Below are 21,414 nucleotides of genomic sequence, written 5' to 3'. Positions count from 1 at the left end.
GCCCGCAACTCCTCCGACCGCGGACCTTCGTTCCCATCCGGGCGCATACCCGGCCCGGCGGCAGGGAAACCGCTACTACATCGGGTACAGGCTGTGCTTGCGCGGGTTGTGTTCGGCAGCCGCCTCTTTGTCCCGCAGGAGCTGCAGCGCGTGCCGTATTTCCAGCCGGGTCCGGGAAGGTTCGATGACGGCGTCGATGTATCCGCGTTCCGCCGCGATCCACGGCGTCGCCACGGTAGCGTTGTACTGGTCGATCATGAACTCTCGTACGGCCGCGCGCTGCTCCTCCGGCACCTGTGACAGCTGACGCCTGCCCGCGATGTCGACCGCGCTCTCCGCACCGATCACCGCGATGCGGGCGGTGGGCCAGGCGAGGCTGATGTCGGCGCCGAGTTGCTTGCACGCCATGAAGCCGTACGCGCCGCCGTAGGACTTGCGCACCACCACGTTGATGATGGGCACGGTCGCCTCGATGATCGCGCGGAACACGCGACCGCCGCGGACGATGACACCGTTGCGCTCCTCCTCCACGCCGGGGAGCACGCCGGGAGTGTCGACCACGAACACCAGGGGAATGCCGAAGGCATTGCACAGCCTGATGAAATGCGTTGCCTTGTCGGAGCATTTCGCGTCGACCGCGCCGCCGAGAACCAGCGGCTGGTTGGCGACGACACCCACGCTGCGGCCGTCCACGCGCGTGAAGCCGGTGATCAGATTCGCCGCGGTGGCCGAACGGATCTCGTGGAAATCGCCGTCGTCGAAGATGCGCAGCAGGATCTCGTGCATGTCGTATCCCTCGCGGTCGGAGTCCGGGATGATCGACTCGAGCTCGAGGTCGGTGGCGGTGATCTCGGGTTCCAGACCCGGATTCACGATCGGAGCCTGCTCCAGGCAGCTCGACGGCAGGTAACTCAGGTATTTGCGGGCCCAGTCGAACGCCTCCTGCTCGGTGGCGGTCACGTGATGGATCGTGCCGTTGCGCGCCTGCACGTGGGCGCCGCCCAACTCCTCCGCGGTCACGTCCTCGCCGGTCACCGTCTTGATCACCTCGGGTCCGGTGACGAACATGTAGGAGTTCTCGGTCGCGACGAGCACGTCGGTGTTCACCGGGCCGTACACCGAACCGGCGGCGCACTTGCCGAGCATGATGGAGACCTGCGGAACGAACCCGGACAGCCGTTCCTGGCGTCGGCTCATGTGCGCGAACCAGGCCAGCGAAGTCACCGCGTCCTGGATCCGGGCGCCACCGGAATCGTTGATCGCCACCACCGGGCACGCCTTCTCGAAGGCGAACTTCAGGATGTGGGCGACCTTCCGGCCGAACATCTCGCCGACCGAGCCGCCGTAGACCGTCTGGTCGTGCGCGATGACCACGACCGGCCGCCCGTCGATGCGACCATGCCCGGTGACCACTCCGTCGCCGTACTTCGCGTCCGGCGCTCCCGGCGTGCGCGCGAGTGCGCCGATCTCGACGAACGTTCCCGGGTCGAGCAGCGATCGCACCCGCTCGCGGGCGCTGGGGATGCCTTTGTTCTGTCGTTTCGCGATGCCGGACGCACCGGCAGGTTCCTCGGCGATCGCGAGGGTGCCCCGCAACTGCTCCAACTTCTCGCGCGTGCCGACCATCCGAAACTGCCTCTCGACCTCACTGGCTGTTGCGCAGACGATAGGGGGCTGGACGGCGAACACCGTGGCGCCGAGTCGATTACTGGGAAGCTCACAACGCGCGGACGGCCGCGTTGGCACGGTGCCCTATGGATCGGCCCGGCATCGCGTGGGCGATCTCCGCCGTGATCCGACCGGGTCCGAGACTTCCCTTGCGAGCTGGCAGGATTCGGTGCATGAGTTTCACCGGGGACGATGTCCGGGCCTTCGCGCTGTCGCTACCGGAGACATCCGAACAATTCACCTGGGGTATGCCGACCTTCCGGGTCGCGGGCAAGCTGTTCCTCACCCTTCCTGAGTCCGAGACCTCGATGGCGGTCCGCTGTCCCGTCGCCGACCGCGACGAACTCGTCGTCGCCGAACCGGACAAGTTCTGGATCGCCGCGCACGAAGCAGGCAACGCCTGGGTCCGTGCGCGGCTGACCGCCCTCGACGACCGGGAGGAACTCGAAGCCATCGTGCAGGACTCGTGGCGGCAGGCCGCACCACGGCATCTGCTCGACGACGCCGGGTGACCTGCTCGACGCCCCGGCGTCAGCGGGCGCGGCGGCGGCGTGGCCGTGGCGCGAGTTTCAAACCGAAGAGCAGATCGGTATTGCGGACCGGTGTCGATTGTTCGGACTTCCGGAGCAGTCCCGCTTCGCGGATCCAGCTGTGATGCCAGTGGTACAGATCCGGCAGCGTCACCTCGCACGCCGCGGCGAGCCTGCGGAGGCGGAAACCCGCTCCGCCGATGGCGCCGGCGAACAGCTTGGTGTTCGGTGTGGGGCGTGATTCCTGGTGGACGCGGGCTTCGTACAGCAGAGGGCGCGCCGACGGCGGAATGACCCACACGTACAGGTCCGGAGCGTGGGTGTAACCGATCGGGCCGTTGAAGATCAGCGCGTCCGCGGCGAGCGCGACGCAGGGGATCGCGTTGAGTTCCATCGCGGTGGCGCCGGTGAAGAGCGCGGTGACGATCGCCGCCGCGTCCACCGGATCGGCGGTCCTGGCCCGGACCCGGGCCACCAGGTCGTCGTCGATCGGGACCGTCGTCAGCCCCGGCCCGACCGAGTAGGCCAGGTCCGGCGGCAGATCCAGGCGCATCCCGTGTAGCAGGAACGCCGCTTGGGCGCCGCGCAGGCGCGTGATCGTGTGCCCGCGGCTGGGGCTGTCGGCGACGAGGCCGCCGAGGAATCGGTACAGGCTCAGAATGTCGTTCCACTCGTCCACCAAACCGGCGCCCTGCTGGAAGCGGTCCGGCACGCTGAGGCGAGGTTGCAGCACCGAGAGCATGTATTCGGCCAGGCCGGCTCCGCGCGGCCCCAGCCAGCTGCCGACGCCGTTCTGGTTCAGGTCGTGCCTGCACGGTCGCCCGGTGTGTTCGGCCAGCCACCGGCAGGCCAGCTGGATCCCGTCGGCGTAGACGGCGTCGATGCGCGCGAATTCTTCCGGTGGCAGGCTCCGGTAGGCATCGGCCCGGAAAGTGGTGACGTCCCCGTCGGAGATCTGCGGCAGCAGCCCGCCTCCGGCCGCTTCGGGAAGCGTGATGATGCGGGACTGCCGGTGGTTGATCTCCCCATACCCCACGTGCCTGGTCGGTGGCTCAGGGCCATCGATCCGGGTGGTCGGCGGATCAGGGACATCTATGCGCGTGGTCGGCGGGTCGGGGACGTCGACGCGTGTGGTGGGCGGGTCGGGAACCTCGACGTGGACGGTCGGCGCGTCGGGAACCTCGACGTGGGCGGTCGGCCGCTCGGGGACATCGATGCGTCTGGTGGGCGCGGACGCACTGCGGCGGTCCTCCAGCCACCGCCACAGGTCCTCCTCCGGCACGCCCATCCGCTGCGAGCTCGATCGCACCTGGTCGGCGGAGAGTTCGTTGTGTTCGTCGAGCTGAGCCAACCTCTCCAGCTCGGACGGACGCAGCGTGGGCACGCTTGCGTCGGCCACAGCCACAACCTCCCGGATTACTGAACCGGTGCATCACACGGGTTCGCGACATCAGTTGCAGAGCATTCGATCACGTACCCGCCGGTAAGGCGGGGAATTCGACCGAGTTTCGGATGTTGTCTACGTCACCGACAACTTCTCGCTGTAGCGAAAACGTCGCGCGCCGAATGCGTTCTGCCTAGTCATCATGTCTGTCGGCAGCCGCGACGGAAATACGTGAGCGATGCCGACATCCGGAAAACCTAGGTGGTTTTGTCTACAGCGCTGGACACCGCCATTTCGGCATACGCCCGATCGCCGACGGCGTCGGCACGGGAACCGCGCGCCACTCCCGCGCACGCCACGACCACCAGGCCGATACCCGACCACTGCGCCGCCCGCATCTGCTCGCCGAGCAACAGCAGCCCGACGCCCGCGGCCACCACGGGCTCCAAACTCATCATGACGCCGAACACCGCGGGCGTGATCCGGCGCAAGGCCGCCATCTCGATGGCATGCGGCAGCAGCGACGAGAGCACGGCCAACGCCGCCGCGGCCGCCAGGAAGACCGGATCTCTCAGCGCCACAGCGTCATTCGCGACCACCATCGGCACGGCGAGCAGTCCGCCGAGGCCCATCGCCAACGCCAGTCCGTCGTGTCCGGCGGTGTGCCTGCCCACCACGGCGCTGCACGTGATGTAAGCGCCCCATCCCGCACCGGCAGCCGCCGCGAACAGCACCCCGCTCCACGAGACCGGCCCTTCGCTGTCGACCAACAGCAGAACGCCCGCTCCGGCGAGCGTCACCCACAGCGCGTCGCGGGTGCGCCGCGACCCGATCAGGGCGACGGCGAGCGGACCGATGAAGTCGATCGTCACCGCCATGCCCAGCGGGATGCGGTCCAGGGCCGCATAGAAGCACAGGTTCATGCCCGCGATGGCCACGCCGAGCCCGGCGACCGGCAGCAGCGCCCTGCGCTCGAGCCGCGGCGACGGCCGCCACAGCAGCACGGCGAACACGCCCGCGAGGACGATCCGGCCGCACGCGACCGTTACCGGCGACGCGAGTGTGAACAGGTGCTTGGCGATGACCGCGCCGAGCTGGATGCTGACCATCGCGGCGACCACGAGCACCGGAGTGGGCACACCTCCGCGCGGCGGGATCAGCTGCGGCGCGAATCGTAGGGAGGCGTCATCGGCGGGACTGATGACCACGTAGTACTCCGTTCCTGAACACGCCTGCACCCGGGGCGGCGCGCGTTGTCGGACGCCGGCGGATCCGCTGCACGGCCCGACTCGGCGCGTCGATTGATCTGCGGCAGAGAGGTTGTCGGCCGCGTCAGCGCCGAACAGACGTGGACACGCACCGATCCTGCACCCGCGCTGGGACGTAACGAGCCGACGGCTCCGAATTTGCGGTCGCCGCAGATATCCGTCGAATTGTGCGGCGAGAGCCGAACAAATCGGACAAAAGTGACCGGCTTCGGTGATTTGTGCGCTGCGTGCACCCCTGCTTCACAGCGGAGAACGTAAATGCGCCGAGCAACGAACAGTGAGCCGATCGATTGCCGGAATCCAGAAACAATGTTGCGAAATGCGTCCCGCGCTGTGGACTGCGGCACAAGGTACAGCGGTGATCGATCAATGCGCCCTTCGTCCGCCCGCCGGCGGCAGCACGCGACAGCGTCTGCTCCGGCCGGAAGGCGGGCGGCGCCACCGGCCGGGACGCCCGTCGTGACCTGATCGAAAGCGAATTCTCAGCGTTCACACAACGGACTCTCGCCAAGTCCAAATACTGATGCGGTGTCCTTGAAGGGTGCTGGTCGGCAGCACTCAGAGCCCAGCTACGAGGAGACCAGTTCGTGTTTACCGGTACCACCGCGAGCATGCCGCGGATCCAGACACCGCGGCTGGGCGGACCGACCGGCGCTTCGGCCAGTCGGCGCGCGTCACGGTCGATCAACGCCGACGCGGTGGCGATCGAGACCGACGCCGTGACCGGAGCGACGGCGTACGTCGTCGCCGACGGCGTCGGAGATCATCTGCTCGGAGCCCGCGCGGCACGCACGGTCGCCGCCGCGGCGGCGCGCTCCGCCGCCGCCGACGGAGCGCGCGCGGGAATTCTCGCGGCCCAGGAGGAACTCCTGCGCGAGGTCCCGGAGCCTTCGGCCGACAGCGTGCTCGTGGTCGCGGTGCTTCCGGCCGCCGATCAACCCGATGGCCCCTGCGAGGTGGCGTGGGTCGGCGACTGTCGCGCGTATCGCTGGAACGGGCGGGTGTTGCACCAGATCACGACCGACCACACCGTCGCCGAGCTGTACCGCACCCGCGGGCTCGCCTCCACCCCGCGAATGGATCATCTGGTCACCACCTCGGCGCGCACCGTGCGGCCGGACGCGATCGGATACGCCGCCACCGGCTCGAGCACGGGCAGACTGCTGCTGAGCACCGACGGCGTACACAAGCCACTCGGCATAGCCGCGGTCAAAGCCATCCTCGCGCAGGGCGACGCGGCTCCCACGATCGCGAACACTTTGGTGGATGCCGCCCTCCTGGCCGGTGGAAGGGACAACGCCACCGCACTGGTCGTGGACCTGCCTTTCCGACCGGGGGGCACCCACGGCGGGTGATTCCGGGACCGTTCGCGACGCGCGGAACAAATGTCGAAATGCTATGAATCGACGTCGTCGGGGCGCAGGATGTCGCTGTGGAGCTGACAGCCGTGCGCATCGACAAACCGGATGATCTCAACGTCGTCATCGGACAGTCCCATTTCATCAAGACCGTGGAAGACCTGCACGAGGCGCTGGTCGGAGTCGGTCCGCACCTGCGCTTCGGGCTGGCGTTCTGCGAGGCCTCCGGACCGCGCCTGGTCCGCCGCTCCGGCAACGACGACGCACTCGTCGAGCTCGCCACCAAGAACGCGGTCGACATCGGTGCGGGACACTCGTTCATCGTCTTTCTCCGCGAGGGCTACCCCGTCAACGTGCTCAACGCCGTGCAGCAGGTCCCGGAGGTCTGCGGAATCTACTGCGCCACAGCCAATCCCGTCGAGGTTCTGATCGCGGAAACCGAACTCGGCAGAGGAATCATCGGCGTGATCGACGGTTCGCCGCCGCTCGGCGTGGAAGATGCCGACGACCAGGCGGCCCGGAAGCAGCTGTTGCGTCAGATCGGCTACAAACTGTAGGACCGCTGCCCCGCCGATTCGTACGGCGCGCACCGATGGTCGGCGCACCGGCTGGGCCCGGAATCCCGCAAGCGATCCGGGCCCGCGCCGGATACCTCAGCCGAGTTCCGCCAGTTGCGGGACGGCAGGCGCCATGCCGTCTATCCATGCCGCCGGTGAGCCGGTGGTCGGAGTGACGATGGCCGTCTCGATGCCGAGTTCGGCGTAGTCGGCCATCTGCCGGACGAATTCGTCGCGGTTTTCCGGGCTCGGCCGCGGGTTGTTGGCGATGATCGTCTTACGGATCTCGTCATAGTCGCGGCCGACGTCGTCACAATGCCTGCGCAGCACGTCGAGTTTGTGCTCGACGTCCCCGGGCGAGGAGCCGAACAGGTTGCAGGCATCGCCGTACTGCGCGACCAACCGCAGCGTCTTGCGCTCTCCCCCGCCGCCGACGAGCACCTTCGGCCGGTTGATGGGCTGCGGCGAGCACAGCGTCTCGGCCAGCTGGTAGTACTTCCCGTCGAACGGCCCGTTGTCCTGCGGGTCCCACATCTGGCGGCAGATGCGCAGCGTCTCCTCCAGCCGCTCGAACCGTTCGGCGGTCGGCGGGTACGGCACACCGAGCCCGCGGTGCTCGCGCTCGAACCACGCGGCGCCGATCCCGAGGACCGCCCGGCCGCCCGACAGGACGTCGAGGGTGGTGACGATCTTGGCGAGCAGACCGGGGTGACGGTAGGTCACGCCGGTGACGAGCAGTCCGAGGTCGATGCGCGAAGTGTGCGCGGCCAGATAGCCGAGGGTCGTGTACCCCTCCAGCATGTTCGCCTCCGCGGGCAGGCCGGTCGGCTCGATCTGGAAGTAGTGGTCCATGAACGACAGCCACGTCGCGCCGGATTCTTCCGCCGCCGCGCCCACCCTTGCCAGCTCACCGGCGATGGCGGTGGCGCCACCGTCGATATCGAAGATTGGTATGTGAAAACCGAGCTCCATGAAGTGATCCCTTCTGCTGGACAACCCTGTATGAGCGCACCCTAAGCGCTGGAGTGCGCTCCAGGTCAAGCAGTGGATCGATCAGGTGGTCAGCCTGCGACCGGGCGCGGATACGGGCTGTGCATCGACAGCCAGCGGATGTCGAGATCCCGTTCGAGGTAGTCCATGCGCTTGTCCCAGAACGCCCGCATGTGCGGCAGGGCCAAATGACGATCGAGATCTTCCTCGGACCGCCATACCTCGTAGAAGACGAACGTGCCCGGCCGGTCCTTGTCCTCGTGGAAGTGATACTCCAACGAACCTTCTTCGGCGCGCGTGGGCTCGACGAAGGACAACAGCAACTCACGCAGTTCCGCCGCGCGCTCCGGTTTGGGGTGGGCGAAACCGACGAGGACGTAGGGCGCGTGATTAGGTACGAGTTTTTTCATACCTCGGACGCTAGCGGCCACTGAGGTACGATGCAAGACGTACCTACGGAGGAGGTTCGCCGTGCCCGGCAGCGATCAGCCCGCACCGGAGGAGATGGAACTCGGTTCGGTGTTCGCCGCGCTCGCCGATCGGCATCGCCGCCAGGTGATCCTCACGCTCCTCGCCGAGCCCGACGGCACCGAGCGCCATTGCAGTTCGTTCGGCCTCCCGGTATCGAAAGCGACACTCACACACCACTTTCGGGTTCTTCGCCAGGCCGGGCTGATCCGTCAGGTCGATCGCGGCAACAGCAATATGGCCCAACTACGCAGAGCCGAACTCCAGCACCGATTCCCCGGCTTGATCGAGTTGCTCCGCGCGGAAATCCCGGACCGACGATCTTCGCCGGAGACATCGGCCTGATCGATGAGACGCAAGCGCTGTCAACCCGCCCCATAGGCCGAGCCGCGAGGGCCGTCGCCACACTCGATCAGCTCGCGCGCTCGAAATCGCCGGGCCGCCAAGTCTGGTCGAACGCCGCTTCCTCGGGTCCGTAGATGCGCAGATAGGCGAACCATCCGCGGCCGGGGACGGTTTGCAGCCAGCGGGTCTCGACGCCGTCAGGAGGAATGGGGCCGAAGTGCAGCCGCACGGGGCCGTCGGGCGGGAGGTCGCGCAACTCGAACAGCGACCGGAGGGCGGCCTTGCCCTGGTCGGCCTGGATCTGCGAGCGGGTCTGCGCGTCGTAGACCGTCACGGACCAGAACAGCCCGGCCGGCACCGGCCGCGGTATATCGAGGGTATAAGTGGCACTACCGTCCAAGTAATCCCCTCGCCCGTCCCGCATGGCGAGCCAATACAGCGATCCGCCGCCCACCTGCCGCCGGAACATGGCCGGTGAGGCGATGATCGCTTGGGCGAACCACCGGTCGCGCGCTTCGAGGTCGAGACCGGAGGCGGTCCGGAAGTCGCCGTTGTCGGCGACCAGTCCCACCCATTCCCAGCGACGGTCCGGCCAGGCCATGCGGTCCGGCCGGCCACTGGCGAACGCCGAGACGAGCAATTGACCGCGCCCGGTCCGCGCCGCGGCCGTCAACAGCGCCGCGGACCGGCGGTCGGGCGCGAACCGAACGCCTCGCTCGAGACCGATCGCCCCGAGCAGCCCGTACATCGGCAAGAACTCCGGCACCACCGGTTCCGTCTCGAGAATCCCGTGCAGCACCCGCCAGTAGGAGATGTCGGCTTCCCAGCACAAACAGGTGGAGTCCATGGCCACCTCGGTGGTGTCGATGATGTCCAGCACCGCGCCCGCCTCCTCGAGCGGATGCACCCGGACCGCCCGCAGCGCATCCATCGCCTCGGCCAGGTCGCCACCGATCGGCAGCGCGCGCACGGCGAGCAGCACTTTGAAGGACGCGGATCGCCCGACGTGCGCCCGATCCGGCAACGCCCCCGCGTAGCCGGGAGGAACGATGACGTAAGTGCCGCCCTGCCCTCGGTCGGGCCCGGGAATGCCGAGATCGGTGATCCACCGTTGATGATGATCGTCGACCAGGCCGATGTACGGTCCCGGCGGAAGCTCGACCACCATCGGCCCCGCCGACAGATCCAGCACCGCGGCGCCATACGGGGTATCGGAATTCAGAGTGAACCCGACATGCCGCGGCCCGGTCGAGGCGATTCCGACCGCGCGGTTGTCGTTCAGTCCGATCTCCCTGTTTCCGTTGAAAATTCCTTCCATCGACACGGTCGGATACCAGAACCGGTACGCGACCACGGCGCGCTGGAACACGCTGTCGTCCCATGCCCGAGTCGCGGAAGACTCGATCGGATAGCCATTCGCGAACTCGTACCGGTTGTCCACCATCGCCGGGGCCGTCATTTCCTGGACGGTGCCACCGCCGTACCGGGCCGACATCACCCGAAGCGGGTGAAAGACTTGCCGAGCAGCCGGATCGCCAGTGCCGCAGAGGCGGTCAGACCGCGGCCTCAGGACGGTCGGACAAGCCGAGGCGCAGGTGTTCGCTGTGGTAGATCGCCTCGTCCAGCAGTTGGGCGACGTGGTTGTCGTAGAGGCTGTAGACGATGCTGCGGCCGGTGCGAGTGCCCGTGACCAGACCCAGATTGCGCAGCAGCCGAAGCTGGTGGGAGACGGCGGACTGTTCCATGCCGATGGCATCGGCCAGCGCGCTCACCGGCAGCGGCCCTTGGCGCAGTTCGGTGAGGATCATCAAGCGGCTCGGTGTGGCCAGCGCCTGCAACGTGGTCGCCACATGGGTGGCCGATTCGGGATCCAAGCGCACGGCAGGGCGGTCCCTGCCTTCGACGCCGTGTCCCATGACTGAACAGCATACTCTAGGAACAAATGAAGACATGTTCATGTGTTCTGGTATGGTTCGGGCCGTCTGTCCGTTGCTGTTCTGGAGGTGACCCGTGGCCGCGCCGACGCTCGCGCCGACTCGTCCGACTCCGCCATCCGGTCGCGTACCCGTGCGCCGGACCCGGCTGTTCACCCTTCCCGAAGCCCGTTGGGCCGCAGTGGCCGTGGTCTTCTTCTGCGCCGGGCTGGCGGTGCAGCTGACCGATGGCCCCCAGTGGCTGCGCTGGGGCCTGTACCTGGCCTGCTACGCCGCAGGCGGCTGGGAACCCGGGTGGGCCGGCTTACAGGCTCTCCGCGACAAGACGCTCGACGTCGACCTGCTCATGGTCGCCGCGGCGATCGGAGCGGCGGCCATCGGCCAGATCACCGACGGCGCGTTGCTGATCGTCATCTTCGCGACCTCCGGCGCCCTGGAAGCGCTCGCCACCGCCCGGACCGAGGACTCGGTGCGCGGACTGCTCGACCTCACACCCGACACCGCGACCCGGGTCGCGGGCGACGGCGAGGAAGAGACGGTCCACGCTACCGAACTGCGCATCGGAGACGTCCTCGTGGTGCGGCCCGGCGAGCGGATCGCCGCGGACGCGACCGTCCTCTCCGGCGGCAGTGAGGTCGATCAGGCCACCATCACCGGCGAACCGTTGCCGGTGAACAAAAACCAGGGCGACGAGGTGTACGCGGGCACCCTCAACGGCACGGGGGCCCTGCGCATCCGCGTCGTGCGCCGCGCGCAGGACTCCGTGGTAGCGCGCATCGCGGCCCTGGTCGAGCAGGCGGCCCGAACCAAAGCGCGCACTCAGCTCTTCATCGAGAAGGTGGAACAGCGCTACTCCGTCGGCATGGTCGCGGTCACCCTTGCGGTGTTCGCCATCCCGCTGCTGCTCGGTGACAACGTGCGGCGAGCGCTGCTGCGAGCGATGACGTTCATGATCGTCGCCTCCCCCTGCGCGGTGGTGCTGGCCACTATGCCGCCCCTGCTGGCGGCCGTCGCCAACGCGGGGCGTCACGGTGTCCTGGTCAAATCCGCGGTGGTCATGGAAAAGCTCGGCGCCACCACGCACGTCGCCTTCGACAAGACCGGCACCCTGACCCGCGGCATCCCGGAACTCGCCGAGATCCGCTGCCTGGACCAGCGATTCACCGACGCCGAGGTGCTTCGGCTCGCCGCCGCGGCCGAGCACCCGAGCGAGCACCCCCTCGCGGCGGCGATCGTGCGCGCGGCCCGCACCCGAGAGCTGCGGCTGCCCGAGGTCACCGAATTCACGGCCCACCCAGGTCGCGGCGTGACCGCCCGTGTCGGTGACCGTCTCATCGGCGTCGGCTCCCCCGCCGCGTGGGAACCCACCCACGACGGCCACACAACTGTCGACGCCTTCCACGCGAGCGGCTACACCGCCGTGGTCGTGACCTGCGAGCACGAACCGATCGGAGTGCTCGCACTGACCGACCAGCTCCGGCCCGAAGCGGTGGCGGCCGTGCGCGCGACGACCGCGCTGACCGGCAACGCGCCGATACTGCTGACCGGCGACAACACCGCCACCGCCGATCGGCTCGCCGCGTGTGTCGGCATCACCGACGTCCGGGCGGAACTGCTGCCCGACGACAAGATGATCGCGGTGCGCGAGTTGCAAGCCGACCGGCGGAAACTGACCGTGGTCGGCGACGGCATCAACGATGCCCCGGCGCTCGCCGCGGCCGAGGTCGGCATCGCCATGGGCGGCGCCGGATCCGACCTGACCCTGCGGACCGCGGACGCCGTCGTCGTGCGCGACGACCTGACCACGATCCCGGCGGTGATCGCGTTGTCCCGGCAGGCGCGACGGGTGGTGACCGCCAACTTGGCCATCGCCGCCACCTGCATCGGCGTGCTGGTCGTCTGGGACCTCGCCGGGACCCTGCCGCTCCCCCTCGGCGTCGCCGGGCACGAGGGATCCACCGTCCTCGTCGGGCTCAACGGGCTACGCCTGCTCCGCCGGGGTGCGTGGGAGCGAGCTGCCGGATCACGGGAGTGACAGCGACCTCCGTCGCAGTGCGGAAACGAATCCCGCACTGCGACAGCGCGTCCGGCTAGTCGGCGCGAACCTCGCCGCGGTCCCCGCTCCACAGCGTGTGGAACTTGCCTTCGGCGTCCACCCGCTCGTAGGTGTGCGCACCGAAGAAATCACGCTGCCCCTGGGTGAGCGCGGCCGGGAGACGCTCGGCGCGCAGGGCGTCGTAGTAAGACAGCGACGAAGCGAACGCGGGCACCGGAATGCCGAGCAGTGTCGCGGTGGCCACGACGCGGCGCCAGCTGTCGATGGCCGTCTCGATCGCCTCACGGAAGTACGGTGCGAGAATCAAGCTCGGCAGCGCCGGGTTCTCGTCGTAGGCGTCCTTGATCCGGTTGAGGAACCGGGCGCGGATGATGCAGCCGCCACGCCAGATCGTCGCGAGATCACCCGGCCGCAAGTTCCAGTCGTATTCGGCGCTGCCCGCCGCGATCTGGTCGAAGCCCTGCGCGTAGGCGACCACCTTCGAGGCGTAGAGCGCCTGCCGGATGTCCTCGGTGAACCGCTCCACGTCGGTGGGCTTGTCGGCCAGCCGCCCGGAAGCCAGACCCCGCGCGGCCTTGCGCTGCTCGCGCGAACCGGACAGCGCCCGCGCGAACACCGCTTCGGCGATTCCGGTCACCGGCACGCCGAGGTCGAGCGCGGACTTCACCGTCCAGCGCCCGGTGCCCTTCTGCTCCGCCGCGTCGACGATCACGTCGACCAGCGGCTTGCCCGTCTTCGCGTCGACCTGGTTCAGCACCTCGGCGGTGATCTCGACCAGGTAGCTCTCCAGGTCGCCGGAGTTCCACTGGGTGAACACGTCCGCGATCTGTTTGGCGTCGAAACCGAGCGCGTCGCGGAACAGGTGGTAGGCCTCACCGATCAACTGCATGTCGGCGTACTCGATGCCGTTGTGCACCATCTTGACGAAATGTCCGGAGCCGTCCGGGCCGATGTGGGTGCAGCAGGGCGTTCCGTCGACCTTCGCCGCGATGGATTCCAGCAGCGGCCCGAGCGAGTCGTAGGACTCCTTGGGGCCGCCGGGCATGATCGCGGGGCCGTTGAGGGCGCCCTCCTCGCCCCCGGAGATGCCCGCTCCGACGAAGTTCAGCCCGCGCTCGCGCATCGCGGCTTCCCGCCGAATGGTGTCGGTGTAGAGGGCGTTTCCACCATCGATGATGATGTCGCCCGGCTCCATCGCGTCCGCGAGTTCCTCGATGACCGCGTCGGTCGCGGCGCCTGCCTTCACCATGATGAGCACCCGGCGCGGCTTCTCCAGCGCGGCGACGAACTCCTCGATCGTTTCGGTCCGCACGAAGTCGCCGTCGTCGCCGTGGGCCTCGAGCAGTGCGTCGGTCTTGGCGATGCTGCGGTTGTGCAGCGCAACGGTATAGCCGTTCCTGGCGAAGTTCCGTGCGATGTTGCTACCCATGACCGCCAGACCGGTGACCCCGATCTGTGCGCGCGCTGTAGAGGTCGGCATCAATCAGCTCTCTTCGTTCGACAGGGCGGCGCGTCCGCGCGAAGCTGTTCGGCGGCGGCATCGTGGCGTCCGTTCCACGACGCTTCAGACCTTACCCACTCCGCCGGTGCGGGCTCGGAGCGCATCACGAGCCGCTCACCCGCTCGATGTGGACTTGGTGGCCGCGCCACGACCAGGTGCTCGACTGTGGCCGAGAATCCCAGCTCCGGCGTAGGTCATCGAGGACGGTTACGCCGCGACGACGACCAACAAGATCGCCGAACTCGCCGGCGTCTCCATCGGCACCCTCTTATCACTATGTCCCCGACAAGGACGCACTGCTCTACTCACTGGCACCTGCGGCACGCTTCCCAGGCGCTGCTGGAAACGGCCGGGCACCTGCGTGCCGAACAGCCGCCTCTGGTCGACACCCTCCGGCAGCTGGTCGTCGCCGTGACGCGGTTGCACACGGCTCAACCGGATATGCACCGGCTGCTCTTCGATCAGGCCCCCCGCACCGCCGCGAGTGTCGAACGCCTCCGACAACTCGAACGGGTCCTCGCCGACGAAGTGGAATTCCATCTGCGCCGCCTCGAGGTCGGCGGCGGCGACCCGGGCTCACGCCGCCCGCCGACCCCGGCCGGGCGGCCGCCGAGTCATCGCGAATCGGCCACCAGTGACCCGGCGCCGAGACCGCCCGCGATCAGCGCATCCGCTCCCCGGTCACCGTAAGCGATGCGCTCGAGCAGATCCAGCGCCTCGCCGACCTTGTGCAACTCACCCGTCCGCAAACTCTCCGACAACGCTTGCGCCAGCGCGTCGTTCGCGGACGCCTGATGTCCGCACACCCACGCGCGGCCTTCGTCGGTGAGAGTCAGATTCACCCGGCGTCCGTCGTTCGGGTCACGCACACCGATGATCAGACCCTGGTCGCGCAAGCCGTCGACCACGTTGCGCATCGTCTGCGGCCGCAGCATCTCCAGCCGCGCCAAGTCGACCGCGGCCATGGCGCCGTATCGGTGCAGCCGTCCTAAGACCGCCCACTGCGTCGCGGACAGCCGCCGTTCGTCGGGATCTCTCCGGGCGCGCCGCAGGATGACGGTCGTCGCAATGCGCAGCCGGGCCGCGATGGTGGACAGTGCTGTGGCGTCCGCGGTGTCAGCGCTCACGGGCGGGCTCCCTCTGCTTACCTGGTGGGACAACGATCCCCGGGCTGGTGATAGCTGCGGGAAGCCTACTCGACAGTAGGACATCGGCGTGGCCCGTGACGAAATCGTCATACGGACCGGTGGCCGCGACAGATCGCCACGGCCCACCAGCTATCGGGAGGCGGCCCGATAGCTGGTGCGGACCGCCCGATGCGCGACACTGACCGCGATGGGCACACAGGCGAACGGCGGACAACCACGGCGGAGACCACCGCATCGACGCGAGATGATCCTGGCCGCCGCGGTCGACGCCTTCACGCACGGCGGCTATTACGGCACGACGATGGCCGACATCGCGGCTGCGGTGGGCATCTCCGCGACGGCGTTGTATCGACACTTCCGCAACAAACAGCAACTTCTGGGCCAATGCCTGCTGGTTGGCCTCGACGACACCTTGAACCGGCTGGACGCCGCATATCGCGCCGATGACTCCGGCGGCGCGGTAACGGCCGAGTTGGTCCGGGTCGCGCTGGAGTTGCGCGGCCTGCCGCGGCTGTGGCAACTGGAGTTCCGCAATCTGACCGCCGCCGACAAGACCGCGGTGCTCGTCCGCGTCGCGCGGCTCACCCGCTACCTACGACACACGATCCACTTACGCCGACCCGAACTGAGCACGGCCGATGTCGAATTGCTGAGCTGGTGCGTGCTGTCGATCGCGGTCAGCCCCTCCTATCACCGCGCCGAGTTGCCCGCGCCGGCCGCCGCGCAGGTGCTCGACGCCGCCGTCGCGGCGGTGATCACGACCCGGATGCCCGAACACCCGAACGGCCACGCGCCGAGCCGGCCACCGCGCACCGAGATCGGCAACACCGCACTGGACCGAGCGCTGCGCTCGGAGCGAATGCTCGCCGAGGCGGCGCGGCTGTTCAGCACCCGCGGTTACGCCGCGGTGGGCATCGAGGACATCGGTGCGGCCGTCGGCGTCACCGGACCCGCCCTGTATCACCATTTCTCCAGCAAGGCGGAGTTGCTGGACCAGATCGTCCGGCGCCAGGACGAGTGGCTGCGACTGCTGCTCGCCCGGGCGATCGCCGAGGGCCGCAGCGCCGAGGAGTCCCTGCGCTCGCTCATGCGCAGCTTCGCGCAATTGGGCGTCGACGAACCCGACCTCCTGGCGATCACGGTCAGCGAGACCCGGCATCTTCCTGGCGACGGGGTGCAGCGCTACCGGAGGGTGCGCCTCGACGGCATCGCCCAGTGGGCCCGCATGCTGCAGGCGGTGCGGCCGGATCTATCCGCGCCCGTCGCGCGGGTGCTCAGCCGCGCGATCGTCACCGTCGTCATCGATGCCGTACGCAATCCCCGCTTCCGGCGGCGCGCCGATCTCGTCGACGTCCTCGTAGCCATCGGGGAGCGGATCGAAACGGCGGGAAATCCCGGCCGCACCCCCTCGCAGTGATTTACACCACTTAGCGAGCATTAACTTAGCTGCGCCAATTACGTGCTAGCAGCGGATTGAATGCCGTTGGACATCCGACCATCTACTTAGTGGTTATTAACATAAGATTGCTTTCGGGTCATCGGTGCCGCACAGTGTGCCGTGGGTGAGCACCTATCCGTGCGCCCGCCGAATCCCTCGCCGGTACACCGGCCGTTTCTCGAAAGGCCCTGGCTCGTGAGCCATTACAAGAGCAACGTGCGTGACCTCGAGTTCAATTTGTTCGAGGTGTACGGACTCGACGACATCCTGCGGACCGGAGCGTTCGGGGACCTGGACGGCGACACCGTGCGATCGATGCTGGCGGAGGCCGCGCGCCTGGCCGAAGGGCCGGTCGCCGAACCGTATGCCGAAACCGACCGCAACCCGCCGGTTTTCGATCCGGCCACCCACTCGGTCAGCCTGCCGGAGTCGTTCAAGAAGGCGGTGCGCGCCTGGTACGACGCCGAATGGTGGCGCGTCGGCAAGTCCGAGGCGGTCGGCGGAGTGCCCGCCCCCTCGATGGTCAGCTGGGCCATCAGCGAATTCGTGCTCGGGGCGCAGCCCGCGGCCTACATGTATCTGACCGGGCCGATGATGGCCCACATCGTCGACGGCATCGGCACCGAGCAGCAGCGGCGCTGGGCGCGATTCATCACCGAACTCAACTGGGGCGCCACCATGGTGCTGACCGAGCCCGACGCCGGTTCCGACGTCGGCGCCGGTCGCACCAAGGCGATCGAGCAGGAAGACGGCACCTGGCACATCGAGGGCGTGAAGCGGTTCATCACCTCCGCCGACGCCGACGACTTGTTCGGCAACATCGCCCACCTGGTGCTGGCTCGCCCCGAGGGCGCGGGACCGGGCACCAAGGGCCTGTCGCTGTTCTTCGTACCGAAGTTCCACTTCGACCACGAGACCGGTGAGCTGGGCGACCGCAACGGCGTCTTCGTCACCAACGTCGAGCACAAGATGGGCCTGAAAGCGTCCGCCACCTGTGAGCTCACCTTCGGCGGCCACGGCGTCCCGGCCAAGGGCTGGCTGGTCGGCGAGGTGCACAACGGCATCGCGCAGATGTTCCACGTCATCGAGGAAGCTCGGATGATGGTGGGCACCAAGGCAATCGCCACCTTGTCGACCGGCTACCTCAATGCCCTCGAATACGCGAAGAACCGGGTGCAGGGCAGCGATCTGACCCAGATGGCGGACAAGTCCGCACCGAAGGTGACCATCACCCGGCACCCCGACGTGCGCCGGTCGCTGATGATGCAGAAGGCCTACGCCGAAGGCCTGCGCGCGGTATACCTGTACATCGCCGGTCACCAGAACGACGTTGTCGCGCAGCACATCTCGGGGGCGGATGCCGAGCTGGCCGCGCGGGTCAACGACCTGCTGCTGCCGATCGTCAAGGGCGTCGGCTCGGAGCGGGCCTACCAGTACCTGACCGAGTCGCTGCAGACCCTGGGCGGTTCGGGCTTCCTGCAGGACTACCCGATCGAGCAGTACATCCGCGACGCGAAGATCGACTCGCTCTACGAGGGCACCACCGCGATCCAGGCGCAGGACTTCTTCTTCCGCAAGATCGCCCGCGATCGCGGCGTCGCGCTCGCACACATCGCGGGCAAGATCCGGGACACGGCGCAATCCGGCGTGGGCAACGGCAGGCTCAAGACCGAGAAGGTGCTGCTGGCCACCGCGCTGGAGGACGTCCAGGACATGGCGGGCCGATTCACCCAGCACCTGATCGCCGCCCAGCAGCAACCCACCGAGTTGTACAAGATCGGACTGAATTCCGTCCGGTTCCTGCTCGCCGTCGGCGATCTCCTCATCGCCTGGCGTCTGATCGTCGCCGCCGAGATCGCCGCCGCGGCCTTGGATGCCGAGCCGGGCGGCGGAGACCGCGCTTTCTATGAGGGCAAGATCGCCGTCGCGTCGTTCTTCGCCAAAACCGTCCTGCCGCACCTCAGCGCGGAATGGTCGGTCATCTCCGACGTCGACATCAGCGTCATGGATCTCGACGAAGCCGCATTCTGACACCCTCGGCGATCAGGGTCGCACCGGCCGCCGCATCCGACGATGCGGCGGCCGGTCGGCTTCCGCCACTGACAGTCGCGCCCGCGTCGTCTAGCATTTGACTCACGTCGCGATAGCGGATGGGCGAGGAACCGATATCGGACGCTCCGGTGGCGTCGATTTCCGACGATGAGGACCCACCCGGCTCCGCGGCAGTACTTGATCGCGCAGTGCCACCGCGGCACCGCTCGTCGACGCAGTGGCATCGCACGCGTTCATTCGGACAACCAGGCTGGCGGTGTCCAGTCCATCCGCAGGACGGAGGGCGGGTAGATGTCACTGGAAGAATACAAACGGGGAACGGCTTTTCCCGGAATCATCGGGCGAACGACGGATGTGTCGAATCCCGCATGGCCACAACCGGTACGGGCGGCGCCCGGCGCACCGAACTTGGTGTTCATCGTGCTCGACGACACCGGATTCGGACAGCTCGGGTGTTACGGCAGTCCCATTTCCACGCCGCATTTCGACGCGTTGGCCGCGGGCGGACTGCTGTACAACAATATGCACACGACCGCGCTGTGCTCACCGTCGCGTTCCTGTCTCATCACCGGGCGTAACCATCACGCCAACGCCATGGCGGGCATCACGGAGATCGCCACCGGGTATCCGGGCTACAACGGCAATATCCCATTCGAGAACGGATTCCTCTCGGAGATGCTGTTGCAGCACGGCTACAACACCTACATGGTCGGCAAATGGCATCTGGTGCCGTCGGAGCAGGAATCCGCCGCAGGCCCCTACGATCGTTGGCCGCTCGGGCGGGGCTTCGAGCGGTTCTACGGCTTCCTCGGCGGCGACACCAGCCAGTGGTATCCGGATCTGGTCTACGACAACCATCAGGTCGAGCCGCCCGCCACCCCGGAAGACGGCTACCACCTGACCGCCGATCTGGTGGACAAGGCGATCTCCTTCATCGCCGGGGCCAAACAGGTCGCCCCGGACAAGCCGTTCTTCTTGAACTTCTGCACCGGCGCCACACATGCGCCGCACCACGTGCCGAGGGAGTGGGCGGACCGTTACCGCGGCCGATTCGACGGCGGCTGGGACGCCTATCGCGAATACACGTTCGACCGGCAGCGCGAGCTCGGTCTCGTACCACCGGACGCGCGGCTTTCCCGCCGTGATCCGGATGTGCCCGAATGGGCCGCGCTGTCCGCCGACGCACGCCGCCTGGCGGCACGAATGATGGAGGTCTACGCCGGATTCCTCACCCACACCGACCACCACATCGGACGACTGCTCGACTTCCTCGACCAGCTCGGCGAGCTGGACAACACCCTGCTCATGCTCGTGTCCGACAACGGCGCCAGCCCGGAGGGCGGGGTCACCGGAACCACGAACGAACTGCAGTTCTTCAACAACGCCCCGGAACCGATCGAGGACAGCCTGCGCGCCATCGACGAGCTGGGCGGTCCGACCACGTTCAACCACTATCCCTGGGGTTGGACCTGGGCGGGCAATACTCCCTTCCGGCGGTGGAAACGCGAAACCTACCGCGGCGGCGTCAGCGATCCCTTCCTGGTCCACTGGCCTCGGGGCATCACCGCACAGGGCGAGATCCGAACCCAGTACGCGCACCTGATCGACGTCGTTCCCACCGTTCTCGACGCTTTCGGCCTCGAACCGCCGGACACCATCAAGGGCGTATCCCAGTCCCCCTTGCACGGTGTCGGTTTCGCCCACACTTTCGACGATTCCACCGCCGCCACCCGGCACCACACGCAGTACTTCGAAATGCTCGGCCACCGAGCCATCGACCACAACGGCTGGCGGGCCGTGTGCCCCTGGCCGGGCCCGTCCTTCGCCGAAGCGGACCGGCCGTTCGGCACGCCGATCACGGCCGATGACCTCGGCCGGCTCGACGCCGACGATTGGGAGCTCTACCACGTCGCCGAGGACTTCGCCGAGACCCGTGACCTCGCCGCTGAACGTCGAGACAAGCTCAACGAGATGATCGCCCTGTGGTATGTGGAAGCAGGCCGCTACGACGTGCTGCCGATCGACGGCAGCGGATTGCAACGCCTGCTCGCCGAGCGTCCGCAGATCACGCCCGCGCAGACCCGATACACCCTGCGCCCGGACACCGAGACGCTGCCTGCGGCCGTCTCGCCGCGGGTGCTGAACCGCCCGCACAGCGTCACCGCCGAAGTGGAGATCCCGTCCGGCGGCGCCGAGGGCGTCTTGCTGTGCCAGGGCACCAATGCCGGAGGCTGGACCTTCTTCGTCGCAGACGGCCACTTGCACTACGCCCACAACTACGTGCGGCGCACCGTGCACCGCGTCGCCTCGACACGAACCATCCCGGAAGGCTGCCACGAATTGCGCTTCGAGTTCGAACCCACCGGCGCACCGGATTTCGGCAATGGCAAGGGCACCCCTGGCACCGCCCGGCTCTACGTCGACCGCAGCCCGGCAGGCGAAGCCGATTTCCCGTTCATCACGCCGGTCGCGTTCAACCCCGGTGGGATGACCTGCGGCGCCAACCCGGGCTCCGCGGTGGTACCCGACTACCGGCCGCCCTTCCGGTTCACCGGCACGTTGCGCACGGTCGTCGTGGATCTGTCCGGAGAACTGACAACGGACGCCAAGAGCGAGATGCGCATGCACATGGCTCGGCAGTAACCGATACGCCCGCCGCGCTCTCTAGTACCCGGGTCGTCGCCACACCCGCGACAGTGGGATCCGGCTGTTCTGGA

The 21,414-nt window shown here is 67.8% G+C and carries 18 protein-coding genes; 9 read left to right on the top strand and 9 right to left on the bottom strand.

Annotated elements, in window-relative coordinates:
* Positions 1–75 precede the first annotated feature (75 nt).
* Positions 76–1,626 carry an acyl-CoA carboxylase subunit beta gene (locus ACIA5H_RS09130; RefSeq protein ID WP_355075377.1) on the bottom strand — a complete coding sequence of 517 codons (1,551 nt, stop codon included), beginning with the start codon at positions 1,624–1,626 and terminating at the stop codon, positions 76–78.
* Positions 1,627–1,841: 215 nt separating this feature from the next.
* Here ACIA5H_RS09130 and ACIA5H_RS09125 point away from each other — a divergent pair, with 215 nt between their 5' ends.
* Positions 1,842–2,180, top strand: a complete 339-nt coding sequence (locus ACIA5H_RS09125) for an MmcQ/YjbR family DNA-binding protein (RefSeq protein WP_379253743.1) — start codon at positions 1,842–1,844, stop codon at positions 2,178–2,180.
* A gap of 19 nt (positions 2,181–2,199) precedes the next feature.
* On the opposite strand, the gene ACIA5H_RS09120 is transcribed toward ACIA5H_RS09125, so the two are convergent.
* Together ACIA5H_RS09120 and ACIA5H_RS09115 are read right to left on the bottom strand one after the other, a co-directional pair.
* Entirely contained in the window at positions 2,200–3,597 is a 1,398-nt protein-coding gene (locus ACIA5H_RS09120) for a hypothetical protein (protein WP_379253744.1), read from the bottom strand.
* Positions 3,598–3,839: 242 nt separating this feature from the next.
* The gene (locus ACIA5H_RS09115; RefSeq protein ID WP_397075013.1) at positions 3,840–4,790 is read right to left on the bottom strand and encodes an EamA family transporter; all 951 of its coding nucleotides are present in this window, start codon (positions 4,788–4,790) and stop codon (positions 3,840–3,842) included.
* Positions 4,791–5,437: 647 nt separating this feature from the next.
* Between ACIA5H_RS09115 and ACIA5H_RS09110 the strand changes: the two genes are divergently transcribed.
* Complete coding sequence (locus ACIA5H_RS09110) at positions 5,438–6,205, top strand: PP2C family protein-serine/threonine phosphatase (protein ID WP_397075011.1); 768 nt, start codon at positions 5,438–5,440, stop codon at positions 6,203–6,205.
* A 77-nt stretch (positions 6,206–6,282) separates the two neighbouring features.
* Entirely contained in the window at positions 6,283–6,765 is a 483-nt protein-coding gene (locus tag ACIA5H_RS09105) for an adenosine-specific kinase (protein ID WP_355075368.1), read from the top strand.
* A 96-nt stretch (positions 6,766–6,861) separates the two neighbouring features.
* On the opposite strand, the gene ACIA5H_RS09100 is transcribed toward ACIA5H_RS09105, so the two are convergent.
* Together ACIA5H_RS09100 and ACIA5H_RS09095 are read right to left on the bottom strand one after the other, a co-directional pair.
* A complete protein-coding gene (locus ACIA5H_RS09100; protein WP_397075008.1) occupies positions 6,862–7,737 on the bottom strand; it encodes an LLM class F420-dependent oxidoreductase in 876 nt (291 codons plus the stop codon).
* An 89-nt stretch (positions 7,738–7,826) separates the two neighbouring features.
* Complete coding sequence (locus tag ACIA5H_RS09095) at positions 7,827–8,165, bottom strand: putative quinol monooxygenase (protein WP_397075006.1); 339 nt, start codon at positions 8,163–8,165, stop codon at positions 7,827–7,829.
* 61 nt (positions 8,166–8,226) lie between these two features.
* On the opposite strand from ACIA5H_RS09095, the gene ACIA5H_RS09090 reads away from it, so the two are divergent.
* A complete protein-coding gene (locus tag ACIA5H_RS09090) occupies positions 8,227–8,568 on the top strand; it encodes an ArsR/SmtB family transcription factor (RefSeq protein ID WP_379253747.1) in 342 nt (113 codons plus the stop codon).
* Between the two features lie 67 nt (positions 8,569–8,635).
* On the opposite strand, the gene ACIA5H_RS09085 is transcribed toward ACIA5H_RS09090, so the two are convergent.
* Together ACIA5H_RS09085 and ACIA5H_RS09080 are read right to left on the bottom strand one after the other, a co-directional pair.
* The gene (locus tag ACIA5H_RS09085) at positions 8,636–10,027 is read right to left on the bottom strand and encodes a DUF1214 domain-containing protein (RefSeq protein WP_397075003.1); all 1,392 of its coding nucleotides are present in this window, start codon (positions 10,025–10,027) and stop codon (positions 8,636–8,638) included.
* 94 nt (positions 10,028–10,121) lie between these two features.
* Positions 10,122–10,484, bottom strand: a complete 363-nt coding sequence (locus tag ACIA5H_RS09080; protein ID WP_355075358.1) for a metalloregulator ArsR/SmtB family transcription factor — start codon at positions 10,482–10,484, stop codon at positions 10,122–10,124.
* A gap of 94 nt (positions 10,485–10,578) precedes the next feature.
* Between ACIA5H_RS09080 and ACIA5H_RS09075 the strand changes: the two genes are divergently transcribed.
* Entirely contained in the window at positions 10,579–12,537 is a 1,959-nt protein-coding gene (locus ACIA5H_RS09075) for a heavy metal translocating P-type ATPase (protein ID WP_397075000.1), read from the top strand.
* Positions 12,538–12,592: 55 nt separating this feature from the next.
* Here the strand turns inward: ACIA5H_RS09075 and gndA are convergent, their stop codons facing one another.
* Positions 12,593–14,038, bottom strand: a complete 1,446-nt coding sequence (gene gndA, locus ACIA5H_RS09070) for an NADP-dependent phosphogluconate dehydrogenase (RefSeq protein WP_356965772.1) — start codon at positions 14,036–14,038, stop codon at positions 12,593–12,595.
* 217 nt (positions 14,039–14,255) lie between these two features.
* On the opposite strand from gndA, the gene ACIA5H_RS09065 reads away from it, so the two are divergent.
* Positions 14,256–14,474, top strand: a complete 219-nt coding sequence (locus ACIA5H_RS09065) for a TetR family transcriptional regulator (RefSeq protein ID WP_397075059.1) — start codon at positions 14,256–14,258, stop codon at positions 14,472–14,474.
* Positions 14,475–14,673: 199 nt separating this feature from the next.
* Here the strand turns inward: ACIA5H_RS09065 and ACIA5H_RS09060 are convergent, their stop codons facing one another.
* Positions 14,674–15,186 carry a MarR family transcriptional regulator gene (locus ACIA5H_RS09060; RefSeq protein WP_355075348.1) on the bottom strand — a complete coding sequence of 171 codons (513 nt, stop codon included), beginning with the start codon at positions 15,184–15,186 and terminating at the stop codon, positions 14,674–14,676.
* 208 nt (positions 15,187–15,394) lie between these two features.
* On the opposite strand from ACIA5H_RS09060, the gene ACIA5H_RS09055 reads away from it, so the two are divergent.
* The 3 genes from ACIA5H_RS09055 to ACIA5H_RS09045 all read left to right on the top strand — a co-directional run bounded on the left by ACIA5H_RS09055 (position 15,395) and on the right by ACIA5H_RS09045 (position 21,340).
* Positions 15,395–16,624: a TetR/AcrR family transcriptional regulator gene (locus ACIA5H_RS09055; protein WP_397074997.1), complete on the top strand. Its 1,230-nt coding sequence runs from the start codon at positions 15,395–15,397 to the stop codon at positions 16,622–16,624.
* 216 nt (positions 16,625–16,840) lie between these two features.
* Positions 16,841–18,676, top strand: coding sequence for an acyl-CoA dehydrogenase (locus ACIA5H_RS09050; protein WP_397074995.1), 1,836 nt, complete (start codon positions 16,841–16,843; stop codon positions 18,674–18,676).
* A 312-nt stretch (positions 18,677–18,988) separates the two neighbouring features.
* Complete coding sequence (locus ACIA5H_RS09045) at positions 18,989–21,340, top strand: arylsulfatase (RefSeq protein WP_397074993.1); 2,352 nt, start codon at positions 18,989–18,991, stop codon at positions 21,338–21,340.
* The last annotated feature ends 74 nt before the right edge of the window (positions 21,341–21,414 follow it).

The organism is Nocardia sp. NPDC051900 (assembly GCF_044452545.1).
In the GTDB taxonomy this organism is placed as follows: Bacteria; Actinomycetota; Actinomycetes; order Mycobacteriales; family Mycobacteriaceae; genus Nocardia; species Nocardia sichangensis.
This window is presented reverse-complemented; position numbering and strand designations above follow the sequence as displayed.

Coding starts and splice junctions, on each gene's coding strand:
- ACIA5H_RS09130 (WP_355075377.1), bottom strand. CDS start 1,626: ATGGTCGGCACGCGCGAGAAGTTGGAGCAGTTGCGGGGCACCCTCGCG.
- ACIA5H_RS09085 (WP_397075003.1), bottom strand. CDS start 10,027: ATGACGGCCCCGGCGATGGTGGACAACCGGTACGAGTTCGCGAATGGC.
- ACIA5H_RS09125 (WP_379253743.1), top strand. CDS start 1,842: ATGAGTTTCACCGGGGACGATGTCCGGGCCTTCGCGCTGTCGCTACCG.
- ACIA5H_RS09055 (WP_397074997.1), top strand. CDS start 15,395: ATGGGCACACAGGCGAACGGCGGACAACCACGGCGGAGACCACCGCAT.
- ACIA5H_RS09080 (WP_355075358.1), bottom strand. CDS start 10,484: ATGGGACACGGCGTCGAAGGCAGGGACCGCCCTGCCGTGCGCTTGGAT.
- ACIA5H_RS09100 (WP_397075008.1), bottom strand. CDS start 7,737: ATGGAGCTCGGTTTTCACATACCAATCTTCGATATCGACGGTGGCGCC.
- ACIA5H_RS09045 (WP_397074993.1), top strand. CDS start 18,989: ATGTCACTGGAAGAATACAAACGGGGAACGGCTTTTCCCGGAATCATC.
- gndA (WP_356965772.1), bottom strand. CDS start 14,038: ATGCCGACCTCTACAGCGCGCGCACAGATCGGGGTCACCGGTCTGGCG.
- ACIA5H_RS09095 (WP_397075006.1), bottom strand. CDS start 8,165: ATGAAAAAACTCGTACCTAATCACGCGCCCTACGTCCTCGTCGGTTTC.